The sequence below is a fragment of the Bradyrhizobium sp. Rc2d genome, from assembly GCF_900099855.1.
Taxonomy (GTDB): Bacteria; Pseudomonadota; Alphaproteobacteria; order Rhizobiales; family Xanthobacteraceae; genus Bradyrhizobium.
This window is the reverse complement of the sequence record NZ_FNCU01000018.1, coordinates 42,239-59,240: the sequence shown is the minus strand read 5'-3', so window position 1 is coordinate 59,240 and position 17,002 is coordinate 42,239. Positions and strand designations below refer to the sequence as shown.

Genomic DNA, 17,002 nt, shown 5'->3' with positions numbered 1-17,002 from the left:
GGTTGCCGTGTCTCTGATTAGCAGATGTGTAGCCCAGATTTCGCGACTTCGTGCGCTGCGGCAGATGTATCATAACTATGTCAGCGAAAATTCACCTGAAGCGAAGGGACGGACGCTTCTGCGCCAGTGGCTAACGCCAGTTCAGAGAAGGCAGTTTGAGGAGCAGGGTTACTTCGATGTCGTCGGGTGCGCGACTCGAAGGCGATACCGAGTGCAATACGGGTCTATTGCCAACGTGCAGGAAATGGATTTCGAAGGGCAATCCGGAGCCATCTTGTGCTTTGCTCCCGAGGGTTATCTCGTCCCAGGCGACGTCATGCTTGCTCAGAAGATTGCCTTGGAGACGGATGAACTTGCAGCGCTAGCCGTGGCGCATCGAGTGGCGCCGGTAGTGAGGCGCGTCGGTCTGGCGCAGTCGTGGGCCTGATGGCCCCGTGCTCTGCTGCAGGCAGCAGGATGATCAAGCAGCATTTTCTGTAGAGGGCGAGGGGGCACCTCGATCAATGTAAGGAGGTATCCCATGACAAGACGAAAATTCTTAACGACGTCCGCATTCGGTCTCTAACCACTGCAGGAAGGGTCGAACCACAGGAACCAACTGGTGTCCTTTGGGTTTTTACATCGGCGTGAAAAGGTTCGCGCACGTTCTCAAAAGGCTGCTGATAATCGTTGGCGCGGCCATGAACGGCCGGCGGCGAGGATTGTAGCAGAAGGCGGCGCACCTAGACTTAGGCAGACGAGGTTCGCGCCGCGGTACAAGTCCCGCATTGAAGTTAGCCGCGAGCGGGTCTGGACGAAGCTCATGGATAAGAATGGGCGACAACAGAGCTTAAGACGGGAGCTCGGGCCGATAACGGCGACCCTCTTCACCGCCGGCATGATGGTTGGCATCGGTATCTTTGCCACGATCGGCGCCGCCACCGCGGCTGCCGGGAGCGGCATCCTGATTGCCATACTCCTCGGTGGCAGCGTTGCCCTTGCGACCGGTATCAGCGCCACACAATTGGGTGTGAACAATCCGACTGAAGGGGGCGCTTTCACATGGGCGCGCGATGTCCACCAGCCTACGCTTGGCTTCATCGCAGGCTGCGGGTATCTCGGGAAGAACCTCATCTCGATGAGTGTGATCGCGCTTGCCTTCGCCACCTACCTGGGACAGGTCATTCCGGGGATTCCTGTTCACTTCGTCGCGGCTGCTGGGGTGGTGGCCATCACCATTCTGAACCTGTTTGGAATCCAGCTGACGTCGCGGGTGCTGATCAGCCTTCTGCTCTTGGTCATCGCTGTGCTCTCGATCTACGGAGCGTTCTCGCTCCACGCGATCGAGCAGGGCCATTTTGTACCAGTCTTAGGTGCTAATGGGCTTATGGGCGTCGCCAGTGGCGCAGCTATCTTTTTTTGGACTTGGGATGGCTTTATGCGGATGGCCATCATGGCCGGGGAGGTCAAGGAACCGCGTCGCACCATTCCTGTCGCCATCATTGGAGGTGTAACAATCGCGGCAGTCATGTTTGTTGGCGCGGCCGCGATCACTCTCGGTGTGCTTGGGGCAGACGAGGTCGGGGCGCAGGATACCCCTCTGCTTGGTGCCGCCTTGAAGGCCATCGGCCCGTGGGGCAAATGGGTCATCCTGGCCGGCGCGATCGTCGCTGCGCTTGCGGAGATCCTGGGCGACATGCTGAGCGCTTCGCGCGTCGTTCTGCCGATGGCCGAGGCCCATGAGCTTCCCAGCTGGTTGGGAAAAATTCACCAGCGTTCACGGACGCCTCGTCGTGCAGTCGTCGGCCTTGGCCTACTCAGTGCAAGCGCCGCTCTCATCTTTGATCTTCGGCCGCTCATCGAAGTTGGTGGCTCCTTTATGCTCGTCTGGTATTTCATCACGCATTATGCTGCGCTGAATTTGCCGGTTCGGAAGCGCCACTATCCGGCGATCTTTTCCTGGTACGGCATCGTGGGTTGCATCGGATTGACGATAGCGATGCCTCACGCCGCAGTCCTCGCTGCGGTAGGGACCCTGACCATATTGACGCTGGCCCGTCTGGTCCTTCATCGTATGCACCCGCAATGGCGGTCTGCGTGACGCGTCGTCGGCCGGGACGCAAGGTGCTTCTGGCATCATGTGCGGATAGGGCAACCAGTCACGATGGCAGGCGGGCCGCAAGCGAGCCTTCCACAGCTTACGCCAGTTGGCGCAGGGCTCGCGCGGCCGTCGTGTACCTGAGAAGCGGACCTTCCTCCGGATCATCACCTTGGAAATGAATCGCTGCGCCAGCCGGGATTTTGCGTGGCTTTCCGTAGTGCTTCACGGAAGCGGTTTCGACCACTTGTAAACGGGAGTCCTCTGCGAACGCGGTCAGAGCGGCGAGTTCGGCAGTGCTCGCGCCGCCGGAGCGCCAGGACGCCTCGAACACTCCAGATCGCCATTTTCCGGTTCCATCAATGCCTTGTCCAACATCATAATTTCGGCGTGAGGCCAGGAAGCCCCGATATCTGGCGGCGTTCCGATCGTATATTCGGGCTTGATCTACAGCCAGCCTCGCCTCCATCTCCATGGGAAGACTGTCGAGCGCCGACCAGTCGCCGCGAACGCAAATGATGTGCGAGCCGCCATAGACCCGAAGTCCATGATTATTGGTAACCGACCGTTGCGTGCCGTGATAGGCGATCGACCGGTCGCCGATCATCGTGCAACCGACGCTTCGGGTTACGACTTGACGCAGGTTGACCTCGAGCGACAGGCCGTGAGAGGCCAGTTTATCTGTCGGGAATTTCTCCAGGTAAGCTTCCAGTTCATCAATGTTCGTGATGACCGTCTGTCCATGACCTCCGTCGCCCAGCGGCTCCTTCACGCGAACCGGCCCTAGCGCCAATAGCCGCTTGACCGCCAGCCTTACACCGCTGACGTCAAATGCGGTGTAGCCCGGCAGAACCGCATCACGGACACCATCTCCGAAGGCAAATGACCAGCCGCGCGGCCGGGCCACATGCTTGGCGACAAGGGGATGCGTGATGGCTTTCGTCTTGACGAAGGAATATGGCACCACGGCGCCGTAGAGCTGATGCGGAGACTGAATTCCGAGATCCCGCGCCTCCTCAAGCATGAGCGTGTCGCTGGGAACGAAGAAAAGACCAGCGGCCACATGCGTCTTCGGGCCGTATTCGCCTACAAATCGACAGCCTTTAAGGCGCGCGATACTCTCAGCCACCACGGAAAGCGTGACCTTCTCGTGGGTGTACATCGGCGCGCCCAGACGAGGGAAGAGGCAGGCGACCGCGCGGATTCCGTGCTGTTCGCGCGCAATCTCACGAACCGCGGATGGCCGCGTTTGGCGCGATCGATGCTGAAGCAGATGAGGGAATGTGGGTCGGTCCATGCGCAACCACCTCGACAACCGAGCGTTGGCCAGTGCTTGGACGGAACCGTCTGACGGGGAGACTGCACATCCCCATTCAGATAACGTAGATCACTGCAAGATGTGCCAAGGGTAAAAGCTAATATGCTCACTGTCAGCGCGCTAAAGCGCTTGCATCTCGTGGTCTCGTTCGAACTCGCGGATGGAGAATGTATTGCGCTGCAGGGCCCGTCGGGCGTCGGCAAGAGTTTGCTGCTCCGCGCCATTGCCGATCTCGATCCGAATGAGGGCTCCGTCGAGCTGGACGGGGTGCCGCGGGAAACGATGTCGGCCCCTGTTTGGCGCAGGCAGGTGACCTATGTAGCTGCCGAACCTGGCTGGTGGGCTGACACGGTGCAGGAGCATTTTACCGACTGGGATCTGGCCACTCCGTTGGTGGATCAGTTGGGGCTGCCATCGAGTTGCGGAACCTGGCCGATCCAGAGACTTTCTACCGGCGAAAAGCAGCGCCTTGGCCTCGTACGGGCGCTGTTGCTGCATTCGCGGGTGCTCCTGCTGGACGAGCCCACGTCGGCGCTTGACGCGACATCGACCGCATCCGTGGAAGCCCTGGTTGCCGCGCGTGTCTCGGCCGGAACAAGCGTCCTATGGAGCACTCACAACAGTGGCCAGGCTCGTCGCGTCGGATCTCGTCTGTTCGTGATGGCGAGCGGCGGCCACCTCGAGGAGCACTCGCTTTGAGTTACATCCAGCTGGCTTACAGCGACCTCATATTGCCTGCGCTCCTTGTTGTCATGAATGGCGCGCTCTCGCTCGCGCTGCACCTGAAGCTTGAACGACAGCTTGCCCTTGCGAGCATGCGAATGGTGATCCAGCTCGTACTCGTTGGATATGTGCTGACGTTTCTGTTTGCCTCGGTCTCTCCGTTCTGGACGGCACTCGCCGCCTTCATCATGGTCTTGTTCGCATCGCGAGAGATCGTCGCCCGTCAGAAGCGACGGCTGGAAGGTCTTTGGACCTACGGCTTGGGGGCAGGCTGCACCTTGCTCGCCGCAGGTACCGTCACGACGTTTTCGCTGCTCTCGCAGCTCCGCCCCGAGCCCTGGTATCATCCGCGCTACGCTCTGCCGCTGTTGGGAATGATCCTGGGCAACACCATGACTGGAGTGAGCCTGGGTCTGGATGTGCTCGTCAATGGCGTGGTGCGCGAACGTGCTGCGGTGGAATCCTGCCTCGCGCTGGGAGGTACCCGCTATCAGGCGCTCCTCCCGGTGATCCGCGATGCACTGCGAAGCGGCTTCATGCCGACCATCAACGGCATGGCTGCAATTGGCCTGGTCTCTCTACCAGGGATGATGACCGGCCAGATCCTCGCGGGCGTCGAGCCCGTCGATGCCGTCAAATACCAGCTACTGATCATGTTTCTGATTGCAGGCGGAACGGGTTTGGGCACGCTTGCGGCAGTCATCGGCGGCGGACGTTTGCTAACTGATCATCGACACCGATTGCGCCTGGATCGGATCGCCTCTGAAAAGTGATCCAGTCATCGTAGATCGAGGAGATCACGCAACACGTTCGGTATGGATTGTTCGCGCTCGAAGAAATCGATGATGTCATCGGCGGGGACTCGACCGGTCTCCAGCCTTGCGCGAAAATGATCGAGCGACTGGCAATCGAAACCCCAATGGCTCAGCGCACTCGGCGCCTTTGATAGGACTTCATGAGCGCGATCGCGGGCGCCTTCTGCATGGAGGCCAAATCGGGCAACCTGTCCCATGTCGTAGATGCGGCTTTGCTCGGTCGCGCGTCCCAACAATCTCTCGTCGAGGATCAGTGCGAGCCACAGCAGAAAGTAGGCCTGATAGTCGAGAAGATATGGCGTCATTTCGAGCGGTTTGAATTCAAGGCGCAGGTGTTCCTTCGGGTGAATGGAAATCGCCGGCGCGATGGTGCTGCGGTGGTAGGTGCGTACGGATTTTCCAATGGAGCCGCGAATGCGCCAAAGATCCCCGCGATATAACGGCGAGGCAACCGTGAGGGCGGTGAGGGCAGGGGCGTAATAATTCACCTTGCCATGGAGTTCGTGCAGGTCCAGTTGTGCCGCCACGTCAGGGGGAACGCTGACATTGATGTCCGGGCCGTAAGTTGTCATCGCCTCCATGGCCCATTGCCAATGGTCGTAACGGCGCTTGTTCTGCGGACCTTCGAAATGGTCCTCGATCGGATGGAAGGAGAGGATTGCCGCACGGTATCCATGCTCAGATAATGACCGCTGCATCCGGCCGTGAAGCGTGACGAATGTGTCGATGCACTCTTCGATTGAGTTGCACACCGGAGTACGAATCTCGAGCCCCTTCGGCAACAATGCCGTCGGCTTCAAATCCGGGCCAGGAAGCTGATAGCCCTCGACAACGAATGGCATTCTCTTGCGGTGAAGGGGGATGAGATCAAGTCCCTTTTGATCAAAGTCTCGGACCTCAATTGCCTCCAGAATTGCATTGAGTTCTTCAAACCGAAGTGCGGGATGCCATAGGGGACGGCATGATGCTGCATCGACCAGAAGAAACTCCGTTTCCAAGCCAAAATGAAAACCTGAACGGTGGCGGGTCATTTGCTCTTGGCTCTGAAGCCATCACGCACCATCGATGCCGGAGCCACTCCTGCGGAAACTGCTGTTCGATAACGGTCGTTACAGGCCGGCCTTCCGCATGCTGCGATCAACTCGTTGTGAAGGGTGAGGGCCCTCTCGGAATGCACGCACCTGCATGAGGGAATTTTCGGCACTACCCCGGGTCATTCGATTAGGCCTTTGGAATTACATGGCCTGGGTTACGGAGGAACCGCCCTTCGGAACGGCGCATTGGAGTTCTGGCAGAGTAGGAGAGGTACGATGGGAGCAAGTTCAATGTGGTGCTCTCGTTTCCGCCTGGCTGCGCTAATTGCAGCCGTTGCGGTGGGCGGCCTCGTCGCTGCGACCTTTGACGTAAGGGGTGCCACGGACGACTTGTTGGCCCAAGCGCAGCAAGTGTTCCAGCCACTGCCCAAGGATATGGCGACACCGGAGTTCCCGATCACGCCCGAGCGTGTTGAACTCGGTCGCACGTTGTTCTTTGATCCCCGCGTCTCAGTGGACGGCACCACGAGCTGCGCTCGCTGTCATTTGCCTTCCCTTTACGGAACGGATGGCCTGAGGAAGCCTCACGGCGCCCACGACAAGATCAATCCACGCAACGCGCCGACCATTCTCAACGCAGCCCTGCAGTTCAATGCACATTGGCGTGGTGATCGGAAGAACGTGGAGGATCAGGCGACCCAGGCATTGATCAGTCCAACAAGCTTTGGCAATCCCGACTATGCGTCCGCAATGGAGAGAATGAAGACGGTCTCCGGCTATTCGGAGATGTTCGAGAAAGCATTCCCCGGAGAACAGGATCCTGTGACACCGGAGAACTGGGGTAAGGCAATCGGTAGCTATGAGCGTACCCTGGTTACACCCTCCCGCTTCGATCAATTTCTTTCCGGCGACAGTCAGGTGCTTTCAACAGCGGAACAGCGCGGGTTGAGAACCTTCCTCGAGATCGGCTGCGCGGCCTGCCACAATGGTCCTGGCGTCGGAGGAGGCACGTTCCAGAAGTTCGGAGTTGTCGAAGACTATGGGAATGAGACGAAAAGCGCCGAGATCGACAAAGGCCGCTTCGATGTGACCCATGATGAGGCGGACATGTACATCTTCAAAGTGCCAATTCTGCGCAATGTGAAGATGACGCCGCCTTACTTCCACGACGGATCGGTTAATACGCTGCCCGAGGCCGTGCGCATTATGGCCAAGTTGCAGTTGGGCAAGGATCTCGCCGATCAAGAGATTGCGGACGTCGTAGCCTTCCTGGGAAGTCTAACGGGGGAATTGCCTGATGACTTTCGCAACGTACCTGTGCTGCCTGCCAGCGCCTTTCAATCAGCAACGGATCAAACGACTAGAGAGAGGCGGTAAGCGTGACGGCCAAGGAGTCTTGCCGCAGGGGGCAGGCATGCATGCCCCATGATCCCGCCGATCAGGCCGGGAAGGAAGGGAAGCCGCTACAGATTGCAGCGGTGTCGGCCCGCACATCACATGGGAGCGGGGGCAGGTCGATTGGAGCAAAAGTGATGCGTTCTGTTTTGGCCTTGGGACTATTGATCGCCCTGTGTGTTTCTGCTGACGCTGCAACGGTGCATCGCTCTAAGCCGCGACATGTTATCGTTCGCCCCAGCCAAGGCTTGACCTTACGTCCCGCGGTTCCGGGTCGGGCCTACGCAGCGCCTCGGCCTCCGATCCATGATGACGACATGCCTAGCTACAATGATCCGTCCAAGTTTGGCGGCATGTGAGGCCCAGAGGTGAAGTCCGCATCACGCACCAGACGGGCCGCCTGTGCGTGGCGATGGCCGCATGCACTAGCGCATCAGCGAAATCTCGCGCCCGGCGTCTGTGTCTCGGATGAACCTGGGGCCGGATAATCCGGGAAGGGAAGCACGCCCGGCACCGCCGGTGGGTTAGCCGACATGGCCGCTGATCACGCGGAGGGCGCGATGATGGCCGCTGGTTGGGTGATCGAATACAAGTTACGCAGGGGCGACCTGTTGGGCTAGACTAGCGCGCGTTCGGGTCCGCATTGGTAGGTGCATTTGCCTGACATCGCAGAGGCCGCTGCAATAGCCAGCCATGAGCACCCAGCAGCGCGAGGTCACTAAAGGCCAATGTCTCGACGGCGGGCGCGGTTTGTTTGAAGTGAAATACTATCGCCACGCGCTCGCCTGCTGTGGGTTCACTCGTTATGAGCGAAAGCATCTCATCGGTATTGCTCGATGCGCACCGCGCAAGAAGGCAAGGTCTCAATGCCGTCGCGCAGCGACAACGCGCGCGGCTCGGCGAGGCCGTCGCCTTCGCTCGCGCCAACTCGCCTTATTATCGCGAGCTCTATCAGGGTCTACCGGAGCGGATTGAGAGTTCGTCCGTGCTGCCGGCGACCAATAAGCAAGAGCTGATGCGTTATTTCGACGACTGGGTCACCGACCGCGAGGTTAGTTTCGCGGCAGTGCGAGCGTTCGTCGATAACCCTGAGCTGATCGGGCAACGTCTCCTTGGCAAATATTCGGTGGCAACCACCTCGGGCACTACCGGGACACCTGGAATATTCCTGTTGGACAAGCACAATTGGACGGTCACACTCGCTTTTTCGCTGCGCATGATGATCGGCGCGCTTGGCGCCAGCGACATGTTTCGTCTCCTCGTTCGCGGCGGTGGCGCGGCGTCGGTGCTGGCGATGGGGGGCCATTACATCGGCGCAACCAGCTTCGCTGCGATCCGCACAAAATGGCCGGCCCGACGATTCCGGGCACTCCCGGCACAGGCCCCGTTGCACGATCTGGTCGCAGAACTCAATCGGCTCCGCCCGGTTCTGCTCATCGGATACGCCAGCGTCATGGCACTATTGGCCGCCGAGCAGGATGCCGGTCGCCTGCATATTCGGCCGGTGCTGGTTCTTCCGACTTCAGAAGGACTTTCGCCGGACGGATACGACCGGATCGCATGGGCATTCCATGCCAAGGTCCGGACCATCTACGTCGCGACGGAATGCCTGTTCATGGCCATCGGCTGCGAACACGGTTGGCATCACGTCAACAGCGATTGGGCGATCCTCGAACCCGTCGATGCGAGCTATCGGCCGGTTCCGCCCGGCGAGGAGTCGCATACGGTCCTCGTGAGCAACCTCGCCAATCGGGTGCAGCCGATCCTCCGCTACGATCTCGGCGACCGCATCCTGCAACGCCCCGATCCCTGTCCTTGCGGCAACCCGCTTCCGGCGATTCGCGTGCGGGGCCGCGCTGCCGACATCCTCACGTTTCCAACCGAACGCGGCGAGAAAGTCGCAGTGCCATCGCTCGCGCTTGAGATAGATCATGTACCCGGCGTGGAGTTGCTTCAGATCGTGCAGACTGCGCCAACACAATTGCGCGTTCGCCTCCATCCCGCAGCCGACGCTGACCCAAACCGGGTTTGGCGGGCGGTGCATTCCGAATTGACCAAGCTATTGAACGATTATGGGCTTGGTCAGGTGTCTGTTGAGTTGGCCGCCGAACCGCCAATGCCATCTTCCGCCGGAAAATACCGCACCGTCATCCCACTGGTTCTGAGCGCTTGAAAATCGTGAGAGATTCGGGCGGATCGCGCTGCTGCTGCTGCCCTACACCCGCAGGTTTCCATTGAACGCGAAGCAACGAGCTGCCCGCTGTAGGTGAACGGTTGGCGACGGCCTTGTCAGGGCCGGCTGGCGTGAGCCGGGAATTTCGGCGCGCTGGCACCCGGCTTGAAAAGCACCTGTAGGCCCGAACTGCACTTAATCTTTTGCCTGTCTCGGCAAGACAGCTTCGCGCGTTCAAGCGAACGAGCTCGCCCCCAATGGCGCCGACTTCAAGCCGCATCTTGATTTCGGTTCGGGCCGTAGTCTTCCGGTTTTGACACAAATTAACCTGGTGTGGTGAAAGCTAGATACACTTCTCTTGGTTGCGAAGACGAGTCTGCGATTGCGATGAAGCTGATTTCGGCTAGCAGCAATGCTGCCGGAATGCTCAGTGCCTCACACGCAGACTTCATGACAATGCTGGGCGGGCCGCGTCGATTGGCCTGCCTTTGCTGAGGCAGGCGCAGCGACCAGAGCCCATTGGAGGTCCAGTCGTGGTCCGCTTGCATGTCGAACGCTTCATTCGTAGCCGAACTGTCCGGCGATCCCTGGCCCTCGGCATCATCGCTCTGAGCGGATGGGCCCTGTTGCCGTATGTGACCTACAGAATCGCTCCGTCCGCCTTTGTCAACGCCGAGCTCATGCGCGTGACTGCACCGATCGCGGGTCAGCTCGCGCCTGATCTTCCACGCAAAGGTGAATATTTCCAGCGCAACCGGGTGGTGTCGCTGGTCGAGGCGCGTTCGCCGGATCGCCGGCACCTCATGGACCTCGATCAGCAGCTTGCCGTGTCCAGCAAGCGCGCAGAGCTCGCACGTCGGCAACTTGAGGAGATCGCCGAGCTCGATCGCAAGCTCCGCGAGCGCAGCGAGGACTATCGTTTGGGAGCGGTCGCGCGCCTGAGCCACGAGATCGGAGAAACGGAGGCTGAAAGAGGCGGCTGTCTCGCCGAGGCGCGGCAGCGGAACGATGTCGCGGGCCGGATGGAGAAGCTCGTCAAGCTCGGCATCAGTTCACAGATCCGTTCTTCCGAAGCCCAGGCTTCCCAGGAGGCAACCGCAACGCGGTGCCAGATGGCCGATGAACGCCTGCAGCGCTTCAAGACCGAGTTGGCGGCGGCCGAGAAGGGTATCTATCTTCGTGGCGATGCCAATGACGTGCCCTATTCTCAGCAACAGCGCGAGCGGCTTGTTCTCCGTCGCCAGGAGCTCGAGACGGACCTGTTGCAAAACAGCTCACGTTCCGCGCAGCTGGCCGCGGAAATCACAGAGGAGCGCGCTCGACTTGATCGCCTTCAACACTACGATCTGTCGTTGCCTGCGGCCCATGTGGTCTGGTCGGTCGCGGCCAGCCCGGGCTCGATGGTCACGGAAGGGCAATCGGTCTTCGATTTTGCAGATTGCGAACGCCGATTCATCGTCGTTGAACTGCCCGAGCGCGATTTCGAGAAGATCAAGCCTGGAGATGCGGCGACCGTCCGCCTGATCGGGAGTCGAGAGTGGAAGACCGGCCAGATCCGGCAAGTTCGCGGCTCGGCAGCGTACGCCGATGATCGACTGCTCGCGGCTCGGGTGCCGCGACCTGATCCGGGCAATATTACTGTTGAGATCTCGTTGCCGCCTAACGAGACGGCGGCCGACCACAACGGCTCCTGCGACATCGGACGGCTGGCCGAAGTGCGCTTCGAGCGCAGCTCCGACGGCCTGCTTCGATTGGTCAGCTCGAAGCTGAAATGGCTGACCGCTCGGCTGGACCTCGACCAGTCATCCCTGTAAGCGAGAAATTCCGTGCAGGTCATGACTCTGTCCTTCGCTCAGCTGTTCGCGCCAATGCTGGGCGTCTTTGCGGCGATGTACCTGTTGGCGCCGACCTTTGCAGTCGCGCGCCTCTGGGCGCGTGTCGCGATTTTCGTCGCGGTTTGGCTTGTCGTTGCCCGCTATCTCGAATGGCGGATCTTCACCACAGTGCTGCCGGCAAGCGGGACCTGGTATCAGGTCGGCTGGATCTGGCTCTGTCTCTTCGTGGAGCTCCTGACCTTCACGGATCAGTTCATTCTCTATCTGACCTTCCTTCGCAGGACCGATCGCCGCAGCGAGGCAGATCAGCACGAACGTCGGCTTCGCGGCCTGCCGGATGATGAACTGGCCTCGGTCGACGTCTTCATTCCTACCTATGACGAGCCGTTCGAGGTGCTGGAAAAGACGATCACGGGCGCACTATGTCTGGACTATCCAAACTTCCAGGTCTGGGTCCTGGATGATGGTCGCAGGCCCTGGCTCAAGGAACTCTGCGAGCGCAAGGGTGCCGGGTATCTCACTCGTTCCGACAATGTGAATGCGAAAGCCGGCAATATCAATCATGCGCTGACGATGACGCATGGCGAGTTCTTCGCGATCTTCGACGCGGACTTCGTGCCGCAGCGCAATTTCCTGATGCGCACAATGGGCTTCTTCGCCGATCCAAAGATCGGAATCGTTCAGATCCCGCACGCCTTCTACAATGAGGACCCGATGCAGGCGAATCTCGGCCTGCACAGGGGACTGCCGGACGAACAACGGTTCTTCTTCGATAGCATCATGCCCGCGCGCGACGGCTGGGATGGTGCGTTTTGTTGTGGATCCAACTCCGTCACGCGTCGTGCAGCACTCCGCGCGGTAGGCGATTCCTTGCCGACCCAGTCCATTACGGAAGACATCCTGCTCACGCTGGTCCTGCTGCGCAAAGGATACGTCACCCGTTATCTTTGCGAACCGCTGGCAATTGGATTGGCACCGGAAAGCCTTGGCGCCTTTTTTGTGCAACGGCAACGCTGGGCGCGTGGCGCGATCCAGACCCTGTATCTCGCCGCCGGCCCGCTCGGCCCCGGGCTGAGCTTGATGCATCGGCTCCTGTTCTTTCCGACGCATTGGCTCTCACTGGGTTTGCGCGCGCTCATGGTCGTGCTGGTTCCGATCGCGTTCATGTGGACCGGCCTCGCGCCTGTGGTCGACGTCACCCCCGAGTCGGTCTTCTATTACTTGTTCCCGGCGATCCTGGCGCTCAACGGCGGTATCTCCTGGTTCGCGCCGCACGCGCATTTTCCACTCGCTGCTCAGGTGTCGGCGACCATCCAGAGCTTCAAGATTCTACCGACGGTGCTCGGGACTCTCGTCAGGCCGAAGGGGCATGCGTTCAGGGTGACGCCCAAGGGAGCCGCCGCGCGGTGCGCAAGCTATGCCGCGGAGATATTCTGGCCGTCGGCGGCCCTGATGGCGTTGACGGTTGTCGGCCTCGTTCTGAACACCATCCCGGAATGGCGGATCATCGATCATCCGGCCGCTTTGCCGATGGTCGCCTTCTGGTCGGTCGTGAACATCGTCGTGCTGTTCTTCGTCTGCATGACCTCGCTACAGGCGCGGATGGGGCGTTCCGAGGAACGCTTCGATGTCGACGAATCAGTCTTGATCCATACTGAGACCGGTGAGCTGCTTTCCGGGCGCATGAGCAACATCTCACTTTCCGGCGCCGGCGTCCTGCTCGATTCCGGCATCGACTGTCCTCGTAGCGGAGAACCGCTGCGCGTACACATCATGCAGGTGGGCTGGGTCGACGCGATGATCGCGCAGCAAAGAGGTCAGCTCGTGGGGGTGCAGTTCAAATTGCCGCAGTCGCTCGAACGAGACCTGTTGATCCGCAAGCTCTTTACCGTCGCCCGCTTGAAGGAGAACAGTGTTATCGCATGGTCGGTGAACAGAACGATGCTCAAGAGCATCTGGTCAATGGCCGCGCCGTTGCCCCAGCTTGAGACGAGTGGCGCGAAACCCGCAGCGCCTTCGTCGGCTGAGCGTCTGCCGGCCGAGAGCCTGGTCATCCGGCCTCAACCGCGGATCGGCGATTTGGCACATCTCGCCGGAGCTCGAAGCCTGCATCCGACGAGTTTCACCAGAACCTTTCCTTAGCCGGGTCGGCGGCTCGGTACTCCAGACCATCGGCTGAGCTGATGATGTTGATCCCTGTGCTCATCGACCTCCGCGAGCTGTCGATCGACACGAGCCGGCTCTCGATGCGGTCAGCCAACTTCCATGTTCTGCCACAAACCTCAACCGGAAATGGGCAAGCCTGTCATAGCCCGAATCGTCCTGGGTCTCAGGGGTAGAGGAAACATCTCTTGTCCGATCATCGCAGCGATTTTCGCCAAGGGCGTCTGACGTTCTGGGCATCCATATTTGTGGCGGTCGCCTGCGTGGCGATTGTCGCAGTCAGCGGCTGGCGGGAGTGGTCCGCGCGACAGGCGACACTGAAGAGTTCCGAAACGGACATGGCCAACCTGGCCCGATCGCTGACGCAACACGCGGACGACACCTTCGAGCTCACGGACACTGTTCTGAATGTGCTGGTTGGCCAGCTCGAACTGGAGGGAACTGGCCCAGCGGCAATTGCCAAGATTCAGACCTTTCTTTCCCGGCGCAAGGCCGCGAATCGAATCCGGGCGGTGTTCATCTATGACGAGACCGGACGCTGGCTCGCAACCAGCGAGCCCTTGGACTTCGCAGGCCTCAACAACAGCGACCGCGACTACTTTCAGCATCATCGGGCCGTGGCTGACCGGGGAACCTTCATTGGACATCCAGTGAGGAGTCGATCCGGCGGGCAATGGATCATCACCGCGTCAAGACGCTTCAATCATCCTGACGGCAGTTTTGCCGGCGTCGCCCTCACCACGATCAACGTTGACTACTTTCTGCAGTTTTATGGCGGGTTCGACGTTGGCCAGAATGGTTCAGTTGCGCTGGCGACCGCAGACGGCGTTATCCTCGCACGTAGCCCGGACAACGGATACACGGGCCGCGATCTGTCCAGCACCCCGCTTATTAGGAATCTCCGCGAGCGGCCGGTTGCGGGCACCTACTACTTCACGTCGCCTCTCGACGGGGTTCGGCGTCTGAGCTTTTATCAACGGAGCAGTCGCTACCCTGTTCTCGTGGTCGCTACCGAATCCGAAGACGACGTCTTGGCCCCCTGGCGCAGAGCCGCTCTGGGGCGCATGGCTGCAGTGATGGGACTGGCAGGAGGGCTGGCGGTTGCGGGGCTCTTGCTGGTGCATCAGCTGCACCAGCGGCAAAAGATGGCCGCAGCTCTGGTCGCCAAGGAGGCGGATTTTCGCCTCCTTGCAGAGCAGTCGGGCGATATGGTGATGCGCATCGCGATCGATAGGCAGATCCTCTATGCGTCGCCGTCCAGCGCCCAGGTTCTTGGCTGGGCTCCGAACGAGTTGGTGAATACGTCAGCCCTCGCCGGGATAAATCCCGCGGACCTGGCACGGGTTGAGCAAACGATCTCCGCGTTGATGGACGGCGAAGCCGAAGAGGCGAGAATTGCATATCGCACCCGTCATCGCGAAAAAACCGAGGTCTGGATCGAAACTGCGCTGCGCGTCACCAGGAGTGCGCAGAGTGGGGACATCAACGGCGTGGTGGCGATCTCGCGCGACATGACCGAACATAAGGATCTCGAGGATAAGCTGTCGGCTCTCGCGATTTCGGATGGCCTGACGTCATTGGCAAATCGCAGGCACTTCGACGAGCGGCTGGCGGCGGAATGGGATCGGGCCAGGCGCGAAGGAGCGCCTTTATCGCTGTTGCTGATCGACGTCGATCATTTCAAGAGCTTCAACGATCAGTACGGACATCAGGCCGGCGACGCGTGTCTTCGCTCAATCGCCAGGGTTCTGGCGGAGCAGGCCAGACGCCCCGCAGACGTGGCGGCTCGGTACGGTGGTGAGGAATTCGCCTTGCTGTTACCGAATACTGATGGAGGAGGGTGCAAGCAGGTCGGCGAGCAAATTCGGCAAGCGATCCAGGAACTCGGCATCCTGCACGCGTTCAACCCACCGTCCAAGCAGGTCACTGTGAGCATTGGCGGCGCAACGCATGTGGCGCTGACCGACAAGGCGGATTGCGCGTCACTGATAGCGGCTGCGGACAAGGCGCTCTATGCCGCCAAGGAGAGCGGACGCAACGGCCTCGTGATGTCAGGGCAAATCATCGCGTGGCCTGGCTCGATACGGGCTTGAAGGGGGCAGCCATCAGACCAGCGCCATCGCTGCACCCGCAGCGGCGCTGAACGCGACGACGATGAGCGGAGGAGCACGCCAGGCGACCAGCAGGACGAAGCCAACGAGCGCGATGCCGAAGTCCCGTGGCGAATGCACGGTCGCGGTCCATACCGGATCGTAGAGTGCCGCCCCCAAGACGCCGACGACCGCGGCGTTGACACCCCGCATCATGGCCTGGGCGCCGGCGCGCTTGCGGAACGAATCCCAGAATGGCAAGGCTCCGAGCAGCACCAGCATCCCCGGCAGGAAGATGCCGACGAGGCCGAGGGCCGCGCCCGCTAGCCCATGCGGCTCAGCAGAAACCACCGTGCCCAGATAGCCCGCGAAGGTGAAGAGCGGGCCGGGGACGGCCTGGGCGGCGCCATAGCCGGCGAGGAATGCGTCGTCGCTCAACCAGCCCGGCGCGACGAATGCTTCGCGCAGCAGCGGGAGCACGACATGGCCGCCGCCGAAGACGAGCGCGCCCGAACGATAGAAGGCATCGAACAGGGCGATGCCCGAGGATCCCGTCAGGCCGCGCAGCGCGGGAAGCCCCACCAGCAGAACGATGAACATCCCGAGCGTGATCAGGCCCACGGTCCGCGACACTGGAATCTCGACATGTCCGGACGGGGCTGGCGTCTCGCTGCGGCACAGCCACAGCCCGATCAGCCCGCCGAGGACGATCGCTCCGATCTGCGCGATCGACGACGTGCTGAAGAGAATGATGAGCGCCGCCACCACCGCGATCGACGCGCGCTCGCGGTCGGGACAGAGGTTGCGCGCCATGCCCCAGACCGCCTGCGCCACGATGGCGACGGCCGTCAACTTCAATCCGTGCAGCAGGCCGCCGCCAAGCGGTCCGCTCAACACGCCGGCGCCGTAGGCGAACAGGATGAGCGCCGCGGCGGAAGGTAGCGTGAAGCCGGTCCAGGCGGCGAGCGCCCCGAGATATCCGGCCCGCATCAGGCCGATCGAGAAGCCGACTTGGCTGCTGGCCGGGCCCGGCAGGAATTGGCACAGCCCGACCAGATCGGCGTAGGCGTGCTCGTCGATCCACTTCCGTCGCACGACGAACTCGTCGCGGAAGTAGCCGATGTGCGCGATCGGACCGCCGAAGCAGGTCAGTCCAAGCTTCAGGAATATCCGCAGGACCTCCAGCGGCGAGCCGGCGCTGGACCGGATTCCGGTAGAGGTATCGGTTGATGAATTCAGATTGGTCACGGACGTTTGATCCGATTCCGGCTGCATACTGTAAGAACGAGAAGGCATGGCGCTGATCGGCAGTGTGCATCATGGGACCAGTCATGCCAAGCAAGCGCCGTTTGCTTCTGCTCGGAGGGACGTTGGCGGCC

The 17,002-nt window shown here is 60.7% G+C and carries 12 protein-coding genes; 9 read left to right on the top strand and 3 right to left on the bottom strand.

Annotation, left to right across the window (positions count from 1 at the left end):
* Positions 1 to 64: 64 nt before the first annotated feature.
* A complete protein-coding gene (locus BLV07_RS48935; protein ID WP_244551177.1) occupies positions 65 to 427 on the top strand; it encodes a hypothetical protein in 363 nt (120 codons plus the stop codon).
* A gap of 375 nt (positions 428 to 802) precedes the next feature.
* The gene (locus BLV07_RS22465) at positions 803 to 2,080 is read left to right on the top strand and encodes an APC family permease (RefSeq protein WP_091889619.1); all 1,278 of its coding nucleotides are present in this window, start codon (positions 803 to 805) and stop codon (positions 2,078 to 2,080) included.
* A gap of 97 nt (positions 2,081 to 2,177) precedes the next feature.
* On the opposite strand, the gene BLV07_RS22460 is transcribed toward BLV07_RS22465, so the two are convergent.
* Positions 2,178 to 3,374, bottom strand: a complete 1,197-nt coding sequence (locus BLV07_RS22460; RefSeq protein ID WP_091889617.1) for a DUF3182 family protein — start codon at positions 3,372 to 3,374, stop codon at positions 2,178 to 2,180.
* 123 nt (positions 3,375 to 3,497) lie between these two features.
* Between BLV07_RS22460 and BLV07_RS22455 the strand changes: the two genes are divergently transcribed.
* Together BLV07_RS22455 and BLV07_RS22450 are read left to right on the top strand one after the other, a co-directional pair.
* The gene (locus tag BLV07_RS22455) at positions 3,498 to 4,094 is read left to right on the top strand and encodes an ABC transporter ATP-binding protein (RefSeq protein WP_091889615.1); all 597 of its coding nucleotides are present in this window, start codon (positions 3,498 to 3,500) and stop codon (positions 4,092 to 4,094) included.
* On the top strand, positions 4,091 to 4,891 hold the full coding sequence (locus tag BLV07_RS22450) for an ABC transporter permease (RefSeq protein ID WP_091889613.1): 801 nt from the start codon (positions 4,091 to 4,093) through the stop codon (positions 4,889 to 4,891). Before BLV07_RS22455 ends, BLV07_RS22450 begins: the two co-directional genes overlap by 4 nt.
* 5 nt (positions 4,892 to 4,896) lie before the next feature.
* Here BLV07_RS22450 and BLV07_RS22445 read toward each other — a convergent pair whose 3' ends face one another.
* Complete coding sequence (locus tag BLV07_RS22445) at positions 4,897 to 5,964, bottom strand: glutamate-cysteine ligase family protein (RefSeq protein ID WP_091889611.1); 1,068 nt, start codon at positions 5,962 to 5,964, stop codon at positions 4,897 to 4,899.
* Between the two features lie 279 nt (positions 5,965 to 6,243).
* Here BLV07_RS22445 and BLV07_RS22440 point away from each other — a divergent pair, with 279 nt between their 5' ends.
* The 5 genes from BLV07_RS22440 (at position 6,244) to BLV07_RS22415 (ending at position 15,626) form a co-directional block, all read left to right on the top strand.
* The gene (locus BLV07_RS22440) at positions 6,244 to 7,344 is read left to right on the top strand and encodes a cytochrome-c peroxidase (RefSeq protein WP_244551176.1); all 1,101 of its coding nucleotides are present in this window, start codon (positions 6,244 to 6,246) and stop codon (positions 7,342 to 7,344) included.
* Positions 7,345 to 8,167: 823 nt separating this feature from the next.
* Complete coding sequence (locus BLV07_RS22430) at positions 8,168 to 9,535, top strand: CoF synthetase (RefSeq protein ID WP_091889607.1); 1,368 nt, start codon at positions 8,168 to 8,170, stop codon at positions 9,533 to 9,535.
* 533 nt (positions 9,536 to 10,068) lie between these two features.
* Entirely contained in the window at positions 10,069 to 11,349 is a 1,281-nt protein-coding gene (locus BLV07_RS22425; protein ID WP_244551175.1) for an HlyD family secretion protein, read from the top strand.
* Positions 11,350 to 11,370: 21 nt separating this feature from the next.
* Complete coding sequence (locus BLV07_RS22420; protein WP_244551186.1) at positions 11,371 to 13,512, top strand: glycosyltransferase; 2,142 nt, start codon at positions 11,371 to 11,373, stop codon at positions 13,510 to 13,512.
* Between the two features lie 209 nt (positions 13,513 to 13,721).
* Positions 13,722 to 15,626, top strand: a complete 1,905-nt coding sequence (locus BLV07_RS22415) for a diguanylate cyclase domain-containing protein (RefSeq protein WP_176945692.1) — start codon at positions 13,722 to 13,724, stop codon at positions 15,624 to 15,626.
* A gap of 12 nt (positions 15,627 to 15,638) precedes the next feature.
* On the opposite strand, the gene chrA is transcribed toward BLV07_RS22415, so the two are convergent.
* Positions 15,639 to 16,862 carry a chromate efflux transporter gene (chrA, locus tag BLV07_RS22410; protein WP_244551185.1) on the bottom strand — a complete coding sequence of 408 codons (1,224 nt, stop codon included), beginning with the start codon at positions 16,860 to 16,862 and terminating at the stop codon, positions 15,639 to 15,641.
* Positions 16,863 to 17,002: the final 140 nt, after the last annotated feature.

What these genes read in the sequence shown, in the direction of transcription:
- BLV07_RS48935 (WP_244551177.1), top strand. Translation starts at nt 65, where the DNA reads ATGTATCATAACTATGTCAGCGAAAATTCACCTGAAGCGAAGGGACGG.
- BLV07_RS22465 (WP_091889619.1), top strand. Translation starts at nt 803, where the DNA reads ATGGATAAGAATGGGCGACAACAGAGCTTAAGACGGGAGCTCGGGCCG.
- BLV07_RS22460 (WP_091889617.1), bottom strand. Translation starts at nt 3,374, where the DNA reads ATGGACCGACCCACATTCCCTCATCTGCTTCAGCATCGATCGCGCCAA.
- BLV07_RS22455 (WP_091889615.1), top strand. Translation starts at nt 3,498, where the DNA reads ATGCTCACTGTCAGCGCGCTAAAGCGCTTGCATCTCGTGGTCTCGTTC.
- BLV07_RS22445 (WP_091889611.1), bottom strand. Translation starts at nt 5,964, where the DNA reads ATGACCCGCCACCGTTCAGGTTTTCATTTTGGCTTGGAAACGGAGTTT.
- BLV07_RS22440 (WP_244551176.1), top strand. Translation starts at nt 6,244, where the DNA reads ATGGGAGCAAGTTCAATGTGGTGCTCTCGTTTCCGCCTGGCTGCGCTA.
- BLV07_RS22430 (WP_091889607.1), top strand. Translation starts at nt 8,168, where the DNA reads ATGAGCGAAAGCATCTCATCGGTATTGCTCGATGCGCACCGCGCAAGA.
- BLV07_RS22420 (WP_244551186.1), top strand. Translation starts at nt 11,371, where the DNA reads ATGACTCTGTCCTTCGCTCAGCTGTTCGCGCCAATGCTGGGCGTCTTT.